The 23,182-nt window shown below is 47.7% G+C and carries 11 protein-coding genes; 3 read left to right on the forward strand and 8 right to left on the reverse strand.

Annotated features, from left to right (window positions below; translation table 11 throughout):
- Positions 1 to 27: 27 nt before the first annotated feature.
- The 6 genes from C161_RS21575 to nirB form a co-directional block, all read right to left on the reverse strand.
- Positions 28 to 1,599 (reverse strand): glycoside hydrolase family 30 protein, encoded by a 1,572-nt coding sequence (locus tag C161_RS21575; RefSeq protein WP_036606166.1) that lies wholly within the window; start codon positions 1,597 to 1,599, stop codon positions 28 to 30.
- 142 nt (positions 1,600 to 1,741) lie between these two features.
- Complete coding sequence (locus C161_RS21580) at positions 1,742 to 4,453, reverse strand: beta-glucosidase (protein ID WP_036606165.1); 2,712 nt, start codon at positions 4,451 to 4,453, stop codon at positions 1,742 to 1,744.
- Positions 4,454 to 5,114: 661 nt separating this feature from the next.
- On the reverse strand, positions 5,115 to 10,085 hold the full coding sequence (locus C161_RS21585) for a DUF4132 domain-containing protein (protein ID WP_036606164.1): 4,971 nt from the start codon (positions 10,083 to 10,085) through the stop codon (positions 5,115 to 5,117).
- 24 nt (positions 10,086 to 10,109) lie between these two features.
- Positions 10,110 to 10,529 carry a hypothetical protein gene (locus C161_RS21590; RefSeq protein ID WP_036606163.1) on the reverse strand — a complete coding sequence of 140 codons (420 nt, stop codon included), beginning with the start codon at positions 10,527 to 10,529 and terminating at the stop codon, positions 10,110 to 10,112.
- 331 nt (positions 10,530 to 10,860) lie between these two features.
- Entirely contained in the window at positions 10,861 to 12,993 is a 2,133-nt protein-coding gene (nasC, locus tag C161_RS21595; RefSeq protein ID WP_051446991.1) for an assimilatory nitrate reductase catalytic subunit NasC, read from the reverse strand.
- A 21-nt stretch (positions 12,994 to 13,014) separates the two neighbouring features.
- Positions 13,015 to 15,129 carry a nitrite reductase large subunit NirB gene (gene nirB, locus C161_RS21600; protein WP_036606162.1) on the reverse strand — a complete coding sequence of 705 codons (2,115 nt, stop codon included), beginning with the start codon at positions 15,127 to 15,129 and terminating at the stop codon, positions 13,015 to 13,017.
- A 425-nt stretch (positions 15,130 to 15,554) separates the two neighbouring features.
- Here nirB and C161_RS21605 point away from each other — a divergent pair, with 425 nt between their 5' ends.
- Positions 15,555 to 16,784 (forward strand): nitrate/nitrite transporter, encoded by a 1,230-nt coding sequence (locus tag C161_RS21605; protein WP_036606491.1) that lies wholly within the window; start codon positions 15,555 to 15,557, stop codon positions 16,782 to 16,784.
- 110 nt (positions 16,785 to 16,894) lie between these two features.
- On the opposite strand, the gene fabF is transcribed toward C161_RS21605, so the two are convergent.
- Entirely contained in the window at positions 16,895 to 18,133 is a 1,239-nt protein-coding gene (fabF, locus tag C161_RS21610; RefSeq protein WP_036672650.1) for a beta-ketoacyl-ACP synthase II, read from the reverse strand.
- 138 nt (positions 18,134 to 18,271) lie between these two features.
- Between fabF and C161_RS21615 the strand changes: the two genes are divergently transcribed.
- Both C161_RS21615 and C161_RS21620 read left to right on the forward strand, forming a co-directional pair.
- Positions 18,272 to 19,135 (forward strand): helix-turn-helix transcriptional regulator, encoded by an 864-nt coding sequence (locus C161_RS21615; RefSeq protein ID WP_036672651.1) that lies wholly within the window; start codon positions 18,272 to 18,274, stop codon positions 19,133 to 19,135.
- A gap of 134 nt (positions 19,136 to 19,269) precedes the next feature.
- Positions 19,270 to 19,944 carry a response regulator transcription factor gene (locus tag C161_RS21620; RefSeq protein ID WP_036672653.1) on the forward strand — a complete coding sequence of 225 codons (675 nt, stop codon included), beginning with the start codon at positions 19,270 to 19,272 and terminating at the stop codon, positions 19,942 to 19,944.
- Between the two features lie 21 nt (positions 19,945 to 19,965).
- Here the strand turns inward: C161_RS21620 and C161_RS31675 are convergent, their stop codons facing one another.
- The gene (locus tag C161_RS31675) at positions 19,966 to 23,157 is read right to left on the reverse strand and encodes a hybrid sensor histidine kinase/response regulator (protein WP_235193882.1); all 3,192 of its coding nucleotides are present in this window, start codon (positions 23,155 to 23,157) and stop codon (positions 19,966 to 19,968) included.
- Positions 23,158 to 23,182: the final 25 nt, after the last annotated feature.

Genomic DNA, 23,182 nt, shown 5'->3' on the forward strand with positions numbered 1-23,182 from the left:
TCTGTACCCATAATTTCCAATCTTGAGTCAACGTTCTACCTCCGTTTTTGGCTTCCAACGGAAGGTTGCTGCCGATTGGGAAGGCAGTATATATCGAAACGAATCTCCGCTCATGACTACATCAAAGGAAACTTCTGCCTCACCCGTGTTAGCTGCAACCAGCACCATCGTTCCATCCGGATTGCGGAAGGTTACGTTCTCGATCTTGCCCTGTTCTTGCGTGGAATCAACTCTCACAGCTCCCGGACGTACATAACGGCTGATGTGGCCTAACACATAATACTCGACATTTCTAGTGATTTCATCACTGTCCGGGTCAATCGTCACAACCCCACGACAGTTCTCACAGCCACCGTTCGTGGGTCCACCTTGCGGATCGAGTGCGATGTTCCAGAGCAGCACATTTTTTGCCCAGTTGCGAGGTGCACCAATGATGAGATTGGACATCTGCCAGCTCAGATTCTCGCCAAAATCAGGACTCCACTCCCCACCACTACATTCGGTAAAATAGATATTCTTGTCCGGGAAGCGCTCATGCACTTCCGACATGGCAGATGGATCACCTGCATAACAGTGGAAAGCAGATCCATCGATATAAGCAGCAGCCTGCTCATCACCAAGCACCTTGCTGGTATATTCAACCGCCTGATCCCAGTTATGATCATACGCGATGATTCGCGTACCCAGTCCCGCATCCTGTAGCGCAGGGCCTAGATAATCCCGTATGAACATCGCTTGTTCATCGGCACCCATACTCATACTCGGATATTTGTCCGAGGTGAACTCCGGTTCATTTTGCAACGTGATCCCGTAGATGGGAATGCCCTTTGTCTGATAAGCTTTGATATATTTCACAAAATATCTTGCGTACGCTTCGTACACCTGAGGATCGTTGTAATCCAGATACCAACCGTTAGTGGTCTTCTCCCCATACTTCATCCAGCCCGGGGCCGTCCACGGTGTGCCCAGTACGTTAAGATCCGGTTTCAAATCAGCTACACGCTCCAGCATGTTCACAACTTCCTGATCCTTTTCGATCGAAAAGGATTCCATGTCATAGTCCTTGCCAGACTCGATATCATCATAGGTATAACTCGAAGCCACACCTGTTTCATCTACCGAATAATCGGAGGCACCAATCGTATGACGCACCATATCCATGTTCAGCCCTTCTGTTGTAAACAGTTCCTTCAGCAGTTGCTCTTGTTGTTCCTCTGGGAGCTCGTTGATCAGATGTGCCGATGAACCCGTCATCGCTGCGCCAAAACCATCCATGGTCTGATACGTCTTGTCCGGGTCAATCTGTATGGTGAACGCCGACGAAGAAATGTCTGGCCCCTGCGTTGAAGAAACTGAAGAACTTGTGTCTGCATCATGGTGATCGGTAATTGGAATGGGCTTCTGTCGTGCAAGCAGATTTTGCTGATCTCCCGTGGTTAACCAGACTTCGGCCGTTCTCTGTTTGTCCACAACCGGTGGCGGAGCGGGTTGTTCACTTCGGTTGAAGATAAGCCAGATTCCTATACCGACAAAACAAACAGCAGCGATCAACAGGATCATCCATCGTTTGGGATATTCTCGCCAACCTATGTTTATCATGCTTCACTCTCCTTCCATTGTGGAAAAAGCCGCGGCCACTAGGCCACGACTCATTTTCCTAATCTATATGAAGTAGAACAAACTGCATTTAACGAAATAACTTCACTGGGAGAACAACCTTCCAATCTCCCTTATTGAACTTTTATTTACCGGACTTGCTTCCGATATTCACACTGCCTGTCAGACGGATATCATCCGATGCACTGCCAACATACACTTGGACTTTACCCTTAGGCATTACCCATTCATGGGATGTTTCATCCCAGTAGGACAATGCGCTGCGATCCAGTTGAATGTTGACCCGTTGTTGCTTGCCTGCTTTCAGATCAACCTTCGCCCAGCCAGCAAGTTGTTTCTCCGGGGTCTCGACTTTGGTTGGCAGATTGCCAACATAGACCTGTACAACTTCTGCACCGTCAACTTTACCGGTATTACGCAGGTTGAGGGATACTTCTACGGTTTCCTTATCGCCTTTACCAGTGTTCTTCACATGTAGATTACGATAATTAAAATCGGTATACGACAGTCCGTGTCCAAAAGCAAACGCCGGTGTCATGCCTTCTTTGTCATATCCTTTATACCCTACAAAGATACCCTCGGAATAGTTGCCCACCCCGTTCACACCCGGGAATTGTTCCCCAGTGGATACCGGGGTCTGGGAATCATCTGATGGGAACGTCACCGGCAACTTACCGGATGGATTCACATCACCAAACAGCACACGTGCCACTGCATTACCTTGTTCCTGACCTGCATACCAAGCCTGAACGATGGATGGCACTTCTTTTTGCCAGGAATCCATTTCAACAGCGCGACCACTCATTTGCACCACGATCGTTTTGGGATTGGCTGCTGCTACCTTGCGGATCAGCTGCTCCTGGTTATTCGGCAGCTCCAGGTCGGAACGGTCGACGTAACCTTCACTGTCATACGTACGAGTTACCACGACGGCAACATCGGATTTTTTCGCCAGCTCAACTGCTTTTTGCATTTTAATATCCACAGCGTCGTCTGGAGCTTCCCAGCCGAAACGAACCTGTGCACCCATATCATGATTGGTCTGTACCGGGAAATCCGTACGATACTCAATTCGAATAATGTGGAACTCGCCTTCTTTGAATGTGATTTCTTTCTTCGTTGTACTCAATGTTTCACCTTGATTGTCTACGAGTAATTTATCATCCACATACAGTTTCGCAGAACCTAGACTGGTCAGGGACAGTTTATATTCACCCGTTTGAGGTGCTGTGATCGCCCCTGTCCAACGAGCAGACATTTTGGCATTGAATTTCGTAGGTGTCACTGGAAGCTTGGAAGACTGTGCGTTAAAACCTTCATAGTTGTAGAATCCAAGATTCATGTTGACCTGATGATCTGTACGGACCAAAGAAGGATTACCCTCCATATCTTTATTCGTCCAGTATTCAGCACGCAGACCGTATTCCGCACGATCTGTACCATAGTCTCTTTCACTTTCCTGAGCATCCGCTGGTGATAAAAGAGTAGAAGGTACGGCGGATGGTCCATTAAATGCATCTCCTGCGGAGATAGGATCCGTTCCTGCAGCATATTTTACATCCACACCGTTACCGGCACGGTTACGAATGCCTTGAAGTGGACTTACGGTATAAGTCGGATTAACCAGACTGCTACCTCCACCAGCAGCAGATGCGTTATCTGCATCCGGACCGATGACAGCGATGGATTTCACGTTTTTCTTGGACAGCGGCAGCACATTATCGTTGTTTTGCAAAAGAACCATGCTCTCTTCTGCAATTTCACGTGCCTGTTTGCCGTCTTTCTTGGCATTGATTTGTGTATTCGTTACAGGGTTATCAAACAGCCCTTTATCGAACATTTGAAGCAAAATGCGTCTAACCTTCTTATCAATGGTTTGCTCGCTGACTTCGCCATTGTTTACGGCTTCCAGCAATTTGTCTCCCCATTTGCCGTAAGGCTCTCCCGGTGTCTCCAGATCCAGACCCGCATTGGCGGACTTGGTTGTGCTGAAGTTTGCACCGTAGTCACTCATGACAAAACCTTCGAAGCCAAACTGATCCCGAAGGACATTGGTCAGCATCTCCTTGTTCTCACAAGCATATGTACCGTTCACCTGGTTAAATGAACACATTGCTGAACCAAGATCCGCTTTTTCGACCATCGCCTGGAACGGACGTGCATAGACTTCCTGAATGGCACGTTCGCTGGCTGTTGCATTGGTCGTGAAACGTTCCGTCTCCTGGTTGTTCAGGATATAGTGTTTCGCTGTAGCGATAACTGGATTACTTTGAATCCCGTTCACATACGCTGCACCCATGCCGGAAGCCAGTAGCGGATCTTCCCCGAGAGATTCGAAGTTCCGGGAACCCCATGGTGTACGTGCAATATCCAGCCCAGGGCCGAGCACTACATTATGTGTTGTATCATGTGCTTCCTGACCGATCAGATCGCCATATTTCTTGGCCAGATTGGTATCCCAGGAAGCCGCAAGCGCGATGGGTGCAGGCAATGCCGTGGACTTTTTGTCCTGCACATCCGGGTTAGCCACACGTACTCCTGCGGGTCCATCTGCCATCTGTAATGCCGGAATGCCGAGGCGCTCCAATCCATCATTATAGAAACCATAATAGTTATTTACTTTACCGGTTACGAATCCAACTTTCTCCTCCAGCGTCATCTCCTTGAGTAGCAGCTCGGTACGTTCCTCCGCTGATAGAGATTTGTTCATCCAAGGCCGATTGGCCCCAGATTCCGCCTCCGCGGCGAAGGCGTGCAGCGGCATAGCCGCAACCGCCACGATGATTAATAACATAAACCATCGTTTGAGGAAAATCAGATTGAGTCTTCTGTTCATGTTGTAAGTTCTCCTTCTCTCTTGATCATTTTTCTTGTGCACATATTGAATACATGTATACAAGGGAATGCGAACTGGCTTGATCCCAGTCTTTCAAGCATTCAGGTCGTCCTGCACATGGCTTCTGAAACTGCAGCCTGCAAGCAAGTCAGCAGATTTCGCTTCCTAACGATAGCCGACATGATCATGAATTACATCCCCTTAAATTTGGTAAATGACCGATTAGAACAAGCCTAGTTCTTTGGAATCACCATGTTAACAATTCAGATAACAAAACAAGAAAACGAATTATTTACATTTCCGTAACTACTTTCGAACAAATTCTTTACTTTTAAAAACAGTCGGTTCGACCCACTCCCGATCAACCAATTAATGCAATTAATTATCAGATTAAGGAATATATCGACACACTCTGGGTCCTAAGTCTATTTGAAAACGGAACCAATCCGGTCCATTGAAATATCCAAAAATATAAAAGCAACTGAGGTCCCTTTTAACAGGTTCTTCAGCTGCCTTTATGTTGGAATTGCTCCATATTGTTCACTCCGTCCATGATTCTTGTTCTACACTCGTTATATTGAGATTTGAAGTTACTTTGAAAATCGGAGTAGCAAATAATAAAACCGCCCCACAGGGCGGTTCAATTCTAGTTCGTTCACTTCTAATTCTGTAACTGTGCAAGAATCTGCGGGTCCTTGATCTTTTTATCTTCGGCGAGCAACATCACCTTGGACAGAATCTCAGCTGTTCTCGGATCTTCATCGAGGAATGGCAGGAAGATTCGACCCCGATGCTGACTGTGCACCGGTACGATATGAAGTGCACCTGTGGCTTGTTTGAACACATTACCACTCCCCAGATGAACAGCATACTCACCTAATTCACCATCAATTCGTGCGTAATTCCCGTCCAAACGTACATTGTCGATCTTCAGCAGACGTAACGACTCGTTCACAATGACGTGGCGCATCTCGATTGTTGTCAGGCTAGCTTCTGGATCTACGCCTCCCACATGTGCAACGCTGACCACCAGATCGATATCACGCATAACTTCGGAGAAGAACGTCAGCGGCACATCTTGCAGCGCTACAGGTTTGTAACTCTTGCGATCGTAGAACTGCACCGTCTCCAAGGTAGGTGCCTCGGTATCTGCTGGTGAGAACCAATCTGCCATAGCATAGAGATTCGCAATCAGATTATGCTCATAACTTACCTTCTGCAGACCTTCCTCATAACTGACAGTCCATTGGCGTCCTTTAAGCAGAGCTACTGCTTTTTTCGGTTGAATCTGATACCCGGCGTATCGGCGAGACACCGTACCATTAGCCAATTCGTCCTCGTTAGGAAGATATAGCTCACGGAATACCTGCTTAAACGGCTGACGCTCCTGACGGGTGAACAGATCCCGCTGGAATTCACTCCAGCTTCCGCTCTGATACAGATGAAGCGGATGAGCAATCAACAGTTGATCCTGTTCCGCTAGTGCATGGATCGTACCCTCCAGTCCTGGTGCAACCAAACCATTGGATGATACATCGAATCTTCCCGTCTTGTCACCTGACTGGAAGACAAGTGTTCTTACCAGCGGTTGTATAACCGGATTTTGCATCAGACTGGCAATTTCCTTACGTGTAAAGGACGTTCCGGCAGTCATCGAACGTTCCAGCTCCTGTCGTGCCCGGCGATACTGATCCACCAGATCCGCTTTCAGCTCTTTCAGTTCAGCGATATATCCATCTTTTTTGAACCGGGCAGGTACAGATTTGAGTGTCTTCCCTTTGCTAACGATAACCATCTCGGGTTGGCCTTCCTCATCAATGACCAATTGCGCTGTCGTGTCAGCATCCAATGCATGAGGTTCAAAGAAAGATTTCATCTCATCCAACTTACGTGCTTCCATGTCCCACATCAGCCGCGTAACATCGGCATAACCTGCATTACGAGCAAGATTGCCCAGTGCAATCTGCGATGCCACACCTTCACTGGCACGGCGTTGCGCACCGAATTGTTTGCTCTGCATCAGGAACTTCTGAATGAAGTCGTATCGCTCACGCAGATCCTGTTCGCGATTTACAGCGAATGGAATCAAACTGTAGGTTAACAAATGATCCTTGTTTCGCTTGTCTGACACGGACTCACGCATATCGTCCAATCGAAGCTTGCCCAGTGCAGCATCTGCGAACAATTGGGATCTGCGGTGGTTAGATCCCCCGGAAATGTACTTGGCACAATCGTATAACAGATTGAATCGTTCCTCTCCGACAGCAGCATAGGCTTCTTCAAACCATGCGATATCAAACGCACCTTCATTAAAGTCCTGTGGTGAGATTGGAGAATAGTGGGCCACGATGGTTTCTTTCTCGGCAGTAAAGCGTTCATTAATATGGGCATGGAAGTACCAGGCTGCACTGCGTAGACCTTCCCATCCCAGATGTTTCGCTACAATCTCCATCCACTGCGGGGCGTACATGGCTGCTTCCAGCAATTTTTTCTCATTCACCGGATACTTATGGAGCAACTCCCCAAGACGCTTCTCATCTTCTCCATCCCGTGGATGACAATTCTGAATTAAATAGCTAAACGTCTCTTTACGTGTTGTGTTGTCTCCATAACTATAGATATATCCACGGACAAATGTATCCTGATCCATCGCCGAGACCAGATGTACCCAGTGTTCCATGCCTTCAATTCGATCCAATTTCATGGCAAGTGTGCTTACTTCTGTAGAGAGTTCTCCCCGGGTCAGCTCAATCTCCAGAATGCGATCGACCACCGCATCTCGCAATTGAACAAGCTTCGGATCACTCGCGATCATTTCTGTACGAGTGGATGTTAAGTCCCGAATAAACAACAGACGATTCCCACCGACCAGCACCTGTCGATATATCTCTTGATCATCAATCAGGTTCAACTGGTACGCACGCAGGAAATCTTCAAGTGACAGTAAAGACAGCGGTTGACTACTCTCTACAAGACTGGTGAACTGGTAAGCTGTCTGGAAGAAACGTTTGAAGCTGTTATCGTCATGGATTTTGCCACGAACTACATAATTCCAAGGTCCAGTCAGAATATGAAGCATGCCTGACTCTTTTTCGAGTCGATCAGCAGGCATACTTGCGATGATGGAGGCCCAGGTTTTCTCAGCTATTTCAAACGTGTCGATCGGATCGCTATCCTGAAATGCCGCCGATATCAGTGCCACTACCTGATCCTTATACGTTAACGAATCCAGCATCTGCTGTAGCTTTTCGATGTCATCTAGAGGATAGATCCGTTCGGCAAACGACTTGCGCCAGCCTTCCAATAACGGAATCTTCTGCAATTCGTCATAGTCATACTGCTCACGGAAATAACTGTAATGGTCGCTCAAATTGCCATTGAACTCCCCGAGCTGTATAGCCATGTATAGTTGCATCAGTTCCACACTGTTGAACTCGGCATGTTGAATATAGTTCTCCCATACGTCATGAAGCGGGAACTGTTCCATCTGCTTCATTTCATTCCGCTCTCCATACGGAACCTTGGAGCGAAGACTCGCTCCGACTAACAATGTGTCTTTATAGCCAGCGTAGTATTCCACTTGATACTCATAATCCCTGTGTTCATGCACTAATTCACTAAGTCCCTCCAGAAATGGTCTGGTCTTATCCAGAGAGAGTGTAAAGATATCCTTCGGATTATGGCCCTTGAGATCACGCTTCTCATCCAGCAATGGCTCACGTCGCTTCGGATCAAATAAACCAAATCCATTAGAAACTGTGAAACGACTCCCCTGATCAGTCAGCTTATCCAGTAGTTTCTGTTCCTTGGCAGTGGGTGTCTCAATCAGCTGCGCCAATGGCTGCAATTGCTCCTGCTGATCTATCCGCTCTGGATCTGCCGCAATCTCGGTCAATAATTCTAGCGCACCCAAGCGCTGCAGTTCACTCTTGGCCTGCAAAAGTCGCTTCAGCGAGACCTCCAATTGGTCCACGGGTTGCAGTAACAATACATGGATGACCTTCTGACGAAGTGAGCCTGTTTTGAGCTTCATCAACGCCTCCATCTGTTTCATCTCATCAACCGTCAACGTGAGCAGCTTCGCTTTGGCGAGTGCACTCTCCCGATTACTGATGCTTTTATCAGACAAACTCTCAAACACAAACTGTCTTTGCACCTCATTATTGGGATGCTGAACAAACTGGGACAACAGTTCTCCGCGCAGTTCCGGGCTTAAACGGTCCTTGATTGCGATGACCTCCCCGATCCATTCCGGGTCCATATCATAAGCGGCCAAATATAACATTTTCTTGACTACATCATCCGTATCAATCCGGTAGTGAACATACTCAAGTACACCCGATGGTCCACCTGACCCGCCTTTTGGAATGGCAGCCAGCATCTGTTTGAACCGATCAAAATCCTGACGCCGCAAGCCCTTATCTCCAAGAGCAGGCAATGGCCACACGTAGACGCTACGCTGATTCTCTCCATTCTCGAAACTCCAGTTGTACATATACATCGCATCATAGTTGGTCACAATCCAGTGCATCAACTCGGTATCCTGCGCCTCCAGATAACGACGTGCAATGTCCAAACGAAGCTCCCTGTTCTGGCTGTTAGCCAGTACATATTGAGCAACAATCTTCTGATATAACTGACCTTGATCCATAATCTCGATTATCTTGCTCTTCAATTCATTCTCTTCAATGACCGCTGTCGCCCAAAGACTGATAAAGAGTTTGTTGGCGTTAGCTTCCTGCTGCCAGGCCTCGCGTACTTCTGGTTGCACAAGCGCCTGATAGGCCTGTTCAATCAACTGTGCCGCAACACGCTGGTTGGCTGCTTCTATACCGATCCCCGTCCATACGGCAAGCGCTCTTACCACGGAACTGAAACGAATCAGGTTGTTGTCGATAATGATTTTTAATATGTAAATATAGGCTTCCAGTGTCCCTTCATCCATCCGCTCCACAATGCTTTGGCGAAGCCCTTCCTGCAACCTTGCTGCAACGAGTAGCTCACCCACCATCTGATAGGCATCCGCCTGATCGCTCATGAATATACCTTTGATCATTTCATGGGTTAACAGCGCCGTCTGATTGTCACCATAGATAATATCATGTAGCGCCTGCTTCATATCTCCGCCCTGATGATCCAGTTCATAAGCGATACAATCCGCCAGGACCCAACGGATCTCATGCAAATAATCCAGCTTGTACTCACGAAGTGACACATATTCTTCCAGCGAGAAATTTTTCATTTCCATACGGAACAATCCCATCAGTTTACGGATGACTTGTTCTACATGCTGCTCCGGATCGGATGTGCGGAAAGGGCGGCGTTCATAGTTGTTACTGTATGGGAAACGAGTCGCACGCTCTGCGATATAACGGAATCGTGCAACCAATGACTCGCTCGCCAGATGCTGGAGCACATCCAGTAGTGGCTCGAATAATGGTTTCTGTGTTTCTGCAGCCAACCTTCCAAGCAACTTATCAGTATTCAAAAACATCTTTTCGTCTCCACGTAAATACGTAGACCCGGCGATCTCCACAACATAGCCTGCCAGCTCAAGCTGTACCCCTGTTAACGACTTGGCTCTTTCCTGCAATCCATCCATATACACCTGTACTTGCTCTTCCTGATTCATCCTGTTCTCCTCCTTCATCGTTCTCTACCACAGACGTCCGGCTAGCATTGTAAAACGAATAAACACCACGTTATCTCCGTCTTTTACAACAAGTGACTCATCCAGTTCCTGCAATTCTTCATCGTTGAGAAACACTTTGTACAACCCATCCTCATATGCGGTTATAGCTGTCTCCATCGCAACTTCCAGATCAGGAACACCCTCATTGTATACTGCGCCAAACCCGACTTTCCCCACCGCTCCTTGCGCGTCAATATCATCCGGCATCAGGTAGGCGAACAATTCTGCCTGTTGTTTCTTTTCCTGAAGCGCTTTTACTTGTACAGCCACCATGTTCTCAATGAGCTGCCTTAACGTATGAGTTGTTTCCGGAAGTTCGGCAGCTTGCTTGGCAAGTACCGGCTTGCGCTTTCCCAGACTTTTTACCGTTATCCATACGTTCACTGCATTCCCTCCCTTATCCTGCTCTATTTGAAGAAGCTTCCATAAGCCCCGATATCTATACCACGATGCGGAATAACCTAAACTCGAAATGATTATCAGTCTCTAAATAAAATATAAAATACGTACATATGTACCCCTAATGAACATCATAACTAAAATTCAATCCATATTCATGAGCCAATCCTCATGTTTACGTGGAACCACGGAACTAGGGCCTACTTGCGTACATATACGCAAAAAAAGCCGCACAGTGTCATATAAATATGGACTGCGCAGCCGCTAAGCTACCATTAGAACAGTTTATGTCGCCGGTAACCTGTAATTTTATGAGTCATCTCGCCAGACGCAACGGTCGAATGGTTACAGCTGCTGTCTTGAAGCCAGGCATCCGACAGAACGGATCTAGCTCTGGTCTGGTGGCCCGATTCACATTCTGAATGCCGCCCCAATGCATCGGCACGAACAAGGTATCCTCCCGAATGGAATCCTTGATGCGCGAACGAACCGTGAAGCTTCCGTACGTCGATTGAATCTCTACCCACTCTCCATCGTGAATACGATAACGGGCAGCGGTAGCCGGGTGAAGTTCAACAAAGTTCTCCAATTCACGAGCTGCCAGTGCCGGACTTCGATGTGTCTGCACCCCTGTAAGATAATGAGGTAGCACACGCCCATTGGTGAGAATTAAGGGGAACTCGGAAGATATATCATTCCAGCCCGGGCTGGATTCAAATGTGAATGCCGCTTTGCCGTCCGGGTGAGCGAATCGTTCACCGAACAGCAGCCCTTCTCCCTGATCCTCCAGGGCAGAACACGGCCAGTATACCCCTTTCTCGTTACGCAAACGCTCATAGGTAATGCCATAGTAATCAGCCACTCCGCCACGACTCGCCACCCGAAGCTCATTAAAGATATCCTCAGCAGTGTCATATTCAAAATAAGAAGCTCCACCCAATTGCGCGGCAATCCGGCATAATATATCCCAATCATCAAGCGTTTCTCCCGGCGCAGGCCGCCCCTGTTCACGGAGCAGAACACGCCCCTCCAGATTGGTCAATGTACCTTCATTCTCCATATAAGATGTAACCGGCAGAACCAGATCAGCCATTCGCGCTGTCTCGGACAGAAACATGTCTGCCACGATCAGAAAGTCCAGCTTGCGCAGACCTTCTTCCACCAAACGCACATTGGGGTTGGATACGACCGGGTTGGAGCCCATTACAAGCAACGCCCGAATCTCCTGATCATGGGCCTTCTCCATCATCTCGTAGGCGGATACCCCTTTGCCTGGCAAACTTGCAGGGTCCACACCCCAGACGGATGCCACATAGGCACGATCGGCTTCATTTTCAATGGATCGATAACCCGGTAACTGGTCAGCCTTCTGACCATGCTCCCGTCCGCCCTGCCCATTGCCTTGACCTGTGATGGCACCATATCCGCAGCCTTCTCTACCAATTTTGCCAGTTGCCAGCACCAGGTTCAAAAAGTGTCTCACTGCCATATGTCCATCCGTCTGCTGCTCCACACCACGTGCTGTCATGATCATGCCTGTCTCTGCCTCACCGTATGCCATCGCCGCCTGACGAATCAGCGCCAGATCAACCCCGCACGCTTGTGCCGCCTGTTCGAGTTGCAGATCAGCCAACCCTTGTATCAATTGATCGTAACCATGCGTTCGTTTGTCTATAAAATGAGGCTTCACCAATCCGGCATCCATAATCACCTTCAACATGCTGTCCGCCAGCAGAGCATCCATGCCAGGCTTCACCTGTAAATGAAGGTCGGCAATGGCAGCGGTTGCCGTCTTGCGTGGATCAATAACGATAATGAACGCCCCGTTCTCCTTGGCCTGATTGAAGTAGGGCAACAGGGTAGGTTGGCATTCTGCAATATTGGTGCCTGCGAGTACAATACAGCCCGCCTTGGGAATATCAGACAGTCGGAACGTCAACCCACGATCCATCCCGAACACTTTACTTCCAGCTGAAGCCGCAGCTGACATACAGAACCGTCCATTATAGTCGATATATTTTGTCCCCAATGCAACTCTGGCGAACTTACCGAGCAGATAGGCTGTTTCATTGGTCAGAGATCCGCCTCCGTATACTCCGACCGTATCTGCTCCGTATAAATCCCTCAAGTCCTGAAACCGCTCTGCGATGGTCTGAATGGCCTCCTTCCAGGAACAGGGTTCAAGCTCGCCATTACGACGAATGAGCGGATGCATTAATCGTTGACCACTGAGCGCATGTTGATGAGCATTCATGCCCTTCACACACAACCTGCCCTGAGAGGCTTCATTCGGAACACCCTGAACCGTATACTCACCACGACGCTGGCCTGCAACAGGTGCAGCCAGTTCTTCAACAGTCATCTTGCACTGCACACTGCAATACGGACACTGGGTTTCCTTTACATACAGCTTGGAGGCTGTTGGTTCTGAACTCACGGATAATCCCATCTTTCCATCCCCGCCTTTCATCTATATATCAGCTTGAAGTGTAGCTGCAAGTTCCTTCTGTAACTGGTCATCCAGTAGCGTTTCCCGAATCGACATGAATCCCAATCGTTCCGTCCATGCCCATAACGGCTCATCATACCAAGCGGTTTGGCGATACCATTGAAGACAGGCTGATGCGAGTATGGCCGCTTGCACCTCTGTTTCAGCCACCCCAATCAAGCCACCTTGTTTGACCGGATGCTCTGCATGACCGCCTGCGTAGATCTCCCATCCAGCTGGTGAAGCCAGCAAGCCAATATCCTGCACCAGTGCGCTCACCAACGAACCGGGCCCTGGTGCAACTCCCATATTCACCGGCGACGGCATCGCAGCGCCGATCCAACTCTCACGAAGTTGTGCAGCCAAGCCACCCGCATCCCTCGCATAGGATGATATCGGGATCTGATCATCCCAACGTATCTGGACCTCTGAGTGACCTTCGATCTCTCGAACAACCACCGTTCCACCGGATACCTGCATGTAATAGTGGATCACCGAACGACATACCGAGCAACCATGTTCCGAACCCCAACCCAGCTTCTGCAAGATCAAAGATATCTCTGGTAGCCCTGTCTCCAGAACATCGATGTCAGCCAGGATTCCCTTCAACTCTGCATGCCCAAGATCCGTACAACTGCAAACAGGCATTGGAGCAGGTTTATCTGGTGTGGCTACCACGCCAGTACCCCCGTTATTTTTCAGGTTGTGCGTATGTTTCAACAGAGCAGCCACCATCGGGCGACAGCCACCGCATGAACCTGACGCTTTGGTCTGCTCCTTCACCTGATCTGCCGTTTCCAGACCCTGTTCCTGAATAGCTTTCATAATGGCAGCCTTGGTCACATTGTTGCAGGCACATACGGTCTCCTGAGCCGGTAATGCCGCCGCAGCCATCTCAGCCGGGTCCGGAGCCCCTTCACGCGGAGCCAATTCCGCCACATCTGCGCCTCGTTGCACAAGTCCAAGCAATGCCGTTCCTTCGGTTGTATCTCCAAATAAAATGGCTCCACGCACTTTGCCAGCCTGCATCAGCACTTTTTTATATGTGCCTTGAATGCCATCCAGATGTTGAATTGCAGTCTGCATGCCTTCCCCACTGATCTCACCCGCTGAGAAAACATCAACCCCCGATACCTTCAACTGTGAGTAGGGAATTGATCCTTTGTATTCAGGCGTTTCCTGTCCACAGAGCGTACGTGCGAGCACCTTCCCCTGTTCGTATAAGGGGGCCACCAGACCATAACTAATTCCCCGATGTTCAGCACATTCCCCAACTGCGTAGATATCCGGTACACTGGTGCACATATAGTCATCTACCATAATTGCCCGATTGGTTGCGATTCCACTTCGTCTGGCCAGATCCACATTTGGCCGAATCCCTACAGCGACAATGACAACCTGAGCTTCAAGCTTGGAACCATCTGTGAAGAGCAGCCCCTGCGCCTGCGATCGTCCGGTGATTTTTTGCGTATTTCTGGTCAAAAGAAAGGACATACCCTGCCTTTCAAGTTCCTCCTGAAGCATCGTGGCAGCCTTCTGATCCAACTGCCGGTTCATAATGTAAGGTGCGTTATGTACCACCACAGCTTCCATGCCCAGATGCAGTAACCCGCGCGCAGCCTCCAGCCCAAGCAATCCACCACCAATGACGGCGGCCTTGCGATAGGTTTTAGAATAATCAGACATGCGCGTACAATCGTCAATCGTTCGGAAGGACATGACCCGCTCTTTATCAATTCCCGGAATCGGTGGGATAAAAGGTGAAGACCCTGTCGCCAGAATCAGGACATCATAGGTTTCTTTTAGTCCGGATTCCGTCTCTATATATTTTCCACGGGTATCAATGCGGTGTACCGTTTCACCTGTACATAGCCGTATATGATGCTCGGCGTACCAAGTCCAATCATTGATAATGATATCCTGTAACGAATGCTCACCCTGCAATACTTTTGATAACATGATCCGATTGTAGTTGGGACGGGGTTCATTGCCGTAGATTACAATCTCATACGTATCAGGCTCCAGTGCGATAATCTCTTCAACACACTTCACTCCAGCCATGCCATTCCCGATAATCACCAGTTTACTTCTGCTCATGGGCTGCCCCCTATCTCTCTCACCTGAAAATAAACAGAAAAATCCCTTCTCCATGATTCGGAAAAGGGCACCGTTGCCTCCGGAATCCACACGCCTTTGTGTGGATTCATATTAGATTCAGATTAAGGGAATCTCAATCTAATGTCAACTAAATTAACATTAAAAATGCGAATAACGATTAAAAAACGAATCATTTAAAATTTCATGTAATTTTTATTGACATATATATTTTCTCTTGATTATAATTTGAATCAAAATCACAGTGCTGTGATCAACTCAGATGCGGGAACACAATGACGTGTACCGCCTGTCGGCAACGGGGCCGCAAATCGTTCAGATCTGGACGAATTGCGGCCTTTTTCTGCCTCAACAAGCACATAGACAAATCACGAAGATCTCAATTGGATGAGGAGCGATGATGGATGATGGAGAGCAAAAGTTTTTGGAAAAGCGGGCATAAGCCCACCCTCTTCGGGGCGTTTATGTATTTTGACATCAGTTTTATGATATGGGGGATGCTTGGTCCACTCGCAGTTGTCATAGCGTTGGATTATCCGATGACTCCGCTGGAAAAGGCCAATCTGGTCGCATTGCCTATTCTCGGCGGTTCCATCCTGCGCCTTGTGCTTGGCTTCATGTCTGATTATATTGGTCCGAAACTGACCGCACAGATCGGGATGCTCGTCACCTTAGTTCCTTTGTTACTCGGCTGGTTATGGGTTGACTCTTTAAGCCAACTGTACGTGGTGGCACTCTTGCTTGGTGTCGCAGGCGCCTCCTTTGCTGCTGCGCTACCTCTGGCAGGCCAATGGTATGGCAAGGAGCATCAGGGTCTGGCCATGGGTATTGCCGGGGCGGGTAACAGCGGAACCGTACTTGCGACGTTGTTTGCCAATCGCTTGGCTACGCATTTTGGCAGTTGGGAAGTTGTGTTCGGACTTGCTATTATACCGATTGTTATTGTATTCATTCTCTTTTCTATCTTTGCCAAGAATAGCCCTAACCGGCCTGAACCCAAGAAATTATCCCAATACGGAAGTCTGCTTAAACAAAAAGATGCTTGGGTATTCTGTGCCTTCTATTGTGTAACCTTTGGTGGTTTCGTTGGATTATGTAACTATCTCACCATCTTCTTCAACACCCAGTATGGGCTCTCTCCTGTTCGTGCCGCAGACATTACTACCTTCTGTGTAATCGCAGGCAGTTTCTTCCGGCCTGTTGGGGGTTATCTGGCGGACAAAATTGGCGGAACCCGCATGTTGACTTTCCTGTATACAGGAGCCTGTATCATGTTGATCGGTGTATCCTTCATGCCACCACTTCCTGTAGTGGTAGTCATGTTGTTCCTCGGCATGATGTGTCTGGGAGCCGGAAATGGCTCCGTGTTCCAACTGGTTCCCCAACGTTTCGGCAATGAAATTGGCCTGATGACAGGTATTGTAGGTGCCGCTGGCGGATTGGGCGGGTATGCACTGCCACTGATTCTCGGTCAACTGTACAGCAGCTATCAATCTTATACACCAGGTTTTGTCATTCTTAGCCTGATTGCAGCAGCTTCCCTGTTCCTGGTTCTCTTCATGCAATCCCGCTGGCGTGTGAGCTGGTTGAATCGGGGCAGCAAAGGCATGGCGGAATCAACATCTCTCTCTTCCTGAGGCGTACAACCACTCGGCCGTTAACCAATGGTACGGTGTATGTGGATGATCCCGAAGTCGAAGTAAGCAAAGAACAGCGCAGCCTGATGGGGCTACGCTGTTCTTTCTGCTTAAGATGAATATTTTTGAAGGACAATAACCGCATTATGACCGCCAAAACCAAATGAATTAGACATCCCAATCCGCAGCTCTGCTTTTCTTGCCTCGTTTGGTACATAATCCAGATCACATTCGGGGTCCCTCTGCTCCTGATTGATGGTTGGAGGAATGATGCCATGCCGCAGACTTTGAATAAGTGAGATCGCCTCTGCTCCACCTGCTGCACCAAGCATATGTCCCGTCATGGACTTATTCGCTGTGACCGGAATATCATAGGCACCTGTCCCGAAAAGTTGCTTAATCGCTCTTGTCTCAGACAGATCACCTGCTTCCGTACTGGTGGCATGAGCGTTAATTACATCAATGTTCTCAGGTCCAATCTGAGCTTCTTTCAGTGATGCTTTCATCGCCAGATATGCACCCCGTCCTTCCGGGTGGGTAGCTACCATATGATACGCATCTGAACTGGCACCATATCCTATCACTTCGGCAAGAATATTCGCCCCTCTTCCCAGTGCATGAGACAGTGATTCCACGACCAGAATTCCGGCGCCCTCTGCCATGACAAAACCGTCTCTCCCTGCATCAAATGGACGGCTGGCTGCTTGGAACGCTTCATTTCGTGTAGACAACGCTGTCGCATTACCGAAGCTTGCCAGGGACACTTCGGTTACAGCCGCTTCTGTTCCACCAGCAATAATAACATCGGCTCCGCCATGACGAATTAACCGGAAAGCCTCTCCAATGGCTGTATTGCCAATGGAACAAGCCGTTACTGGTGACAATGTCGGTCCCCAGCAACCAAACCTCATACTGACCATAGCTGCCGCCATATTGGATATCATCATAGGTACCAGTGTTGGGCTGACTCTCGCAGGTCCCCGTTCTGACAGGACCTTGCCTTGTTCCATCAATGTCTGGATGCCGCCTATGCCTGAACCAATATATACACCTACCCGTTCACGGTCCAGTTCATCCATCACAAGACCCGATTGTGATACAGCCTGATCCGTAGCAGCAACAGCAAATTGAACGAATCGATCCATACGCCTTGCTTCCTTGCGTCCAAAACGCTCTTCACCATCAAAATCACGGACCACTCCTGCGATTCTGGTTTTGTACGAAGCTGTATCAAAATGTTCTATAGGTGATACACCTGATCTACCCTCAATCAATCCGTTCCAGAATGTATCTACATCATTTCCCAGAGGAGAGATAACTCCCATACCTGTAATCACGACTCGTTCCATGTCCATCCTCCTTCAGCGCTGTTGTCTACCTTACTCTTACGCTCTGCCACTAATAGTGCACTTTTGAATATCCTATTACAAGTTGTCAATTATAATAGTATAATGACTACCATGATAACGAGGATTGAAGGTGATGGATTGAACTACGATGTCAGGTTACAGGCATTGTCCACTTTTCTGAAAACACAGCGTTCCAAAATTTCCCCCGAATCGGTCGGTTTACCCACTGGAAGTCGGAGAAGAACGCCTGGGCTGAGGAGAGAAGAGGTTTCCCAACTGGCAGGAGTGAGTACAACATGGTATACCTGGCTTGAACAAGGTCGGGATATTCAGGTATCCCATTCCGTGTTGGATAACATTGCTTCGGCACTGAGGCTTACTACAGATGAACGAAAATATCTGTTTTCGCTCGCCATGGAGCATCATACGGAGCTACCCACACTGGAAGAAGAACCGGTTCAACTTCACCCTTCCTTGCAGAAAATTTTGCAAGAACTTCACCACTGTCCTACCGTGATCTCGGATCGGCGTTGTTACATTGTCGGCTGGAATGATGCAGCCCGGCATGTTTTTATCGATTTTGAACAGATTGCCCCCGAACAGCGGAATATGATCAGTCTGTTATTTGATCGAAAGGAGTTTCGCAGGCTCGCGGTGAACTGGGAGGATTTTGTTAGCGGATTTCTGGCAATTTTTCGTGCTTACTATGGCCAGTATGTTGATGATGAATGGTATAATTTATTTTTGGATGACATGATGAACAGACATCCCGATTTTCATACCCTTTGGAAACAAAGCAGCGTCAGTAGTGCCCCGGACGTTTTAATCGAATTCAGGCATTCCAAAGCAGGCAAAATGTTGTTTGATCTGACTTCGTTGCAGGTTCAGGGTAGTTCCGATCTGCGTTGCAGTGTCTACACCCCTGCGCCAGAGAGCGCTACCGAGCGTAAATTGATGCGCCTGATCGAGCGTGAAGCTGATCCACATCTTGGCAAGCATTAAATCGGAGTCTCTCACCTTCTTGGAGTCATGTTAGAGCCTTGACATCCTCATGTTGCATGTTTTAAATATCAGGTATATTAAGTAATCCATGGATCTTAGTCCTTCTACAAGAAGGGGGTTCAGAAAGGAATATCATGACGAAAGTGCTTATCATAGAGGACGACAACATGTTAGGCGATACATTATCCTTGTATTTGCAAGGTGAAGGGTATGATGTTATCCGTGTCGATAACGCAAGAGATGGTCTTCTACAGCTTCAAGCGCGGCCTGATATCCTGCTTCTTGACTTGATGCTCCCTGATTCGGGTAATAAGAATCCTAGTTCTCTCATGCGCCAACATACGGCAATCCCCATCATTGTCATCTCTTCGTTAACCGAGGTTTCTGAGCGGATTCGATCATTAACAGACGGGGCTGATGACTATGTATGTAAGCCTTTCAGTATGCAGGAGCTGAAGGCACGTATTGAGGCCGTATTGCGTCGTTACTCTATATTGAACAGCTCTGTTGTCACTGAACAGGAATCCGGAATATCTCTCGATCTGGCCCGAAGAACTGTTTTGTTGAATAACCGGCGCGTGGAGATGACGTTTTCCGAATTTGAGATCATGAAGCTGTTTATTCTCAATCCTGGCAAAGTCTACAGTCGGTATGCCCTGATCGAAGCCATTCGTGGTATTGATGCCTACATTAATGATCGCACCATCGATGTGCACATTACCAAGCTTCGCAAAAAAATTGAGGACAATCCAAAAAACCCCCAATACATTCAAACCATCTGGGGGGTCGGATATAAGTTCACACCTTAAAACAACACAGCTTCATTCCGATCACCATGGAAGAGACTCGGTAATTTTATCAATTTCCTGTTGTACCTTCTCCAATACTGAACGCTGTTCCTCATCTTTGAATAACGGACGGGACAAGAGCGATTCCAATTGGAGAACTGCACACATCAGGTCCACTGCATGCAGATTCGCAGCTACGCCTCGAAGAGAATGAACACTACGAATGACATCAGCAATCTGCTGTTGCTGAAGTTGAATCGCCAGTTTTTTCTGAAACGAGTCATACTCCATTCTGAATTTCGTGAGTGCATATTGCAGAATATGTGGCTTGCCGTCCATCTGTCTGATCGCCTTATCTGCATCAATTCCATTGATCTCCCTTATGCCTTTTAGATCAATCCATATTTCCAAAATGTCTGTGAGCTGTTGTTCATGTATGGGCTTAGTCAGGATGGCATTCATACCTGCTTCAAGATATAATTCATGGTCCCTTTTTAAACCATTCGCTGTAAGCGCAATAATGGGTGTACGATCATATTTCCTCATCTTGCGAATGTGTCGCGCTGCATCAATTCCGTTCATAGCTGGCATATAGAGATCCATCAGAATCAGTTCCCATGTTTGTTCGTCCAATTTCTTCAAAACCTCTGTGCCACTGTCTGCCAGTGTCACCTTGAATCCGGTATGTTCCAGCATGGCCCGAATGACCAGTTGATTGATTTCATGATCTTCAGCGATCAGAATGTGCCCTTTGGATTTAAGCAAGTAGGATTCATCACCTTCTATCATCCGCTTTTTCTCCAATGGCCCTTCACCCTGAAGTGCAAGTAATACTTCGAACAATCCCAGACGTGTAATCGGTTTGATCATTCTGAGATCCGGGCGAAAGGATCTCTCCTCACTCCACAGGGCATTTTCACTAAAAGCATGGGTATAACCCACCATTTGAAATTTGGTTTGATTCATTCGCTTCATGAAACTATCCCATGACGATCCGTTGACGGTCTCCTCTGTATCCATATCCAACATGATCAACATCGAACTTGCCCCATCTACATGATGGACATACCAATCACTTTCCATCATATGGTTCAAGGAAGTATACAGCATCGGATTCATCCCGAATGAATAGAGCAGCTGCTTCAGATTTGCGCCCATCCGTTCATCATCTTCAATGATAACCACATCATTCGCACCATATAGGAGAGGGTGTGTCTGCAGGGAGAAGCTCTCTTCTTCTTCCGAATCTGCAAGTTCAAATATCAAGTCGAATGAAAACAGACTGTACTCTCCCAGCACACTATCCACCCGCAAGCTTCCTCCCAAAGAGGTGACCAGAAGGTAACAGATGACCAGCCCAAGACCAGAGCCACCATATGTTCGATACGTCGAGGGTTCCGCTTGAGTAAACGGGACAAAGAGCCGTTCCAATTGTTCGGGTGACATTCCGATTCCCGTGTCCTGTACCTCAAAACGGACATGAACTCGCTCCGCCTCCAATGAAAGAACCTCTGCCTGCAACGTTACATATCCATGCTCCGTAAATTTAATCGCATTACTGAGCAGATTCAATAACACCTGTTCAAGTCGGAACGGATCACCAATCACCGTTAATGGCAGATCGGGATCGGTTGTAAAGATCACTTCGATATCTTTGTGCCCGATGGCCACACCGATCTGATCTGCGACACGTTTGATCACATCCTCTGGTGAAAAAGAGACCTTCTCCAACATCAGCTTGCCTGCCTCAATTTTCGAAAAATCAAGAATATCATTTACGAGGGCAAGCAAGGTTTGGGAGGACGCATTGATTTTACTCAAATAATCCTTTTGTTGTGGAGATAGATCTGTCCGTTGAAGCAACAACGAAAAGTTGATAATACCGCTCAGTGGGGTACGAATCTCGTGGCTCATGAATGCGAGAAACTCACTCTTCGCCTGGCTTGCTTTGTCAGCCTTAACACGTCTATAGTGATCCGAAATGTCTTGAATGACTGCCTTGATTTTCTCACTCGAGTTTAATACTTTAACAGGGGATAGGTGAACCCGAACATGCTGCTCATGACCTTCTCCAACAATGAAACTCAGTTCCGTATCCAGTGCTATATTGTGATGTAAGGCTTTTTGGAAAACGAACAACCAGTTCTCCAGCTGCTCAATGAACAACAATTCTTCAAGCTGACGCCCAATCACTTCCTGCCTGCCGAGACCAAGAACATCCAGAAATTTCTGATTCACTGACACAATACATCTGTTGTTATCCAAACCGACAAACCAGTCTGTCGACACTCGTTCAAGTGTACGATATCGCTCTTCACTTTCTTGAATCCTTCGTTTAACCGCTCTGTGTTCCGTAATATCAAGTCCATACCCCACGACATATTTCACCACACCCTCTTCTCGCAGCGGACTAAGCTTCACCAGTGAGTAGTAACCCCCATGCTCAATCTCGTAAAAAAAAGACTCCCCTTTCCATGCCCGGTTAAACTGCTTTCGCAGAAATTCTACCTTTTCCTGAGGTAAAATATCCAATGTGCCCAGTTTGTAATCTTGCTTCAGACTACTCATATCCAAGCCCAGTCGGGAGAGCATCTCTCCCTCAAGCACAAGATACTCGAATTTTCCGTTCTGTTTTCGGATTTTAAAAGTAAAACCCGGCTGCATACGAAGCATCTCTAGCATTTCCTGATCCCTCTGAATGACCAATCTCCTATATCGATGATTTTGGTTCAGATAATACAGGAATAATATGACGGACAGCAGGCAGATACATTGAAAAAAGAGAATCTGCCCCATCATTAGCAGAGAAGGGGAATTGGTCTTTAGTGCAGAAAACTCATACACAGTAATCAACAGCAACGCTCCGGACAACCACTTCTGTATAAATCCCCTGATATACTTAAAGATCAGACATATGGCTACGACAAATAACAACTCTGTCAATGCATACTGCCAGTTCTCCAACAAGGGATTACGCCCCATATTAATCCGAAACATCCACATGAATGCAAAAGTAACGAAAGCAGAGCCACTCCCACCAAAATAAGCAGCAAGCAGATACACACTGCCCCGGAAATTCAACAATGTACCATCCTCAAGCACAATAGAGAAATAATAGAGCGCCGTGCCCAACATGCTCAGCGTAATACCAATAATGATCCGAGTCGTGATGGATGTTGAACGGGTAGCATTTGTATGGTTCAGATAGTGATGAATTAGGAAAACAAAGATCAAAATTAGCGTGAAATTTAATACAAGA

Source organism: Paenibacillus sp. FSL R5-192, from assembly GCF_000517845.1.
GTDB lineage: Bacteria > Bacillota > Bacilli > Paenibacillales > Paenibacillaceae > Paenibacillus > Paenibacillus amylolyticus.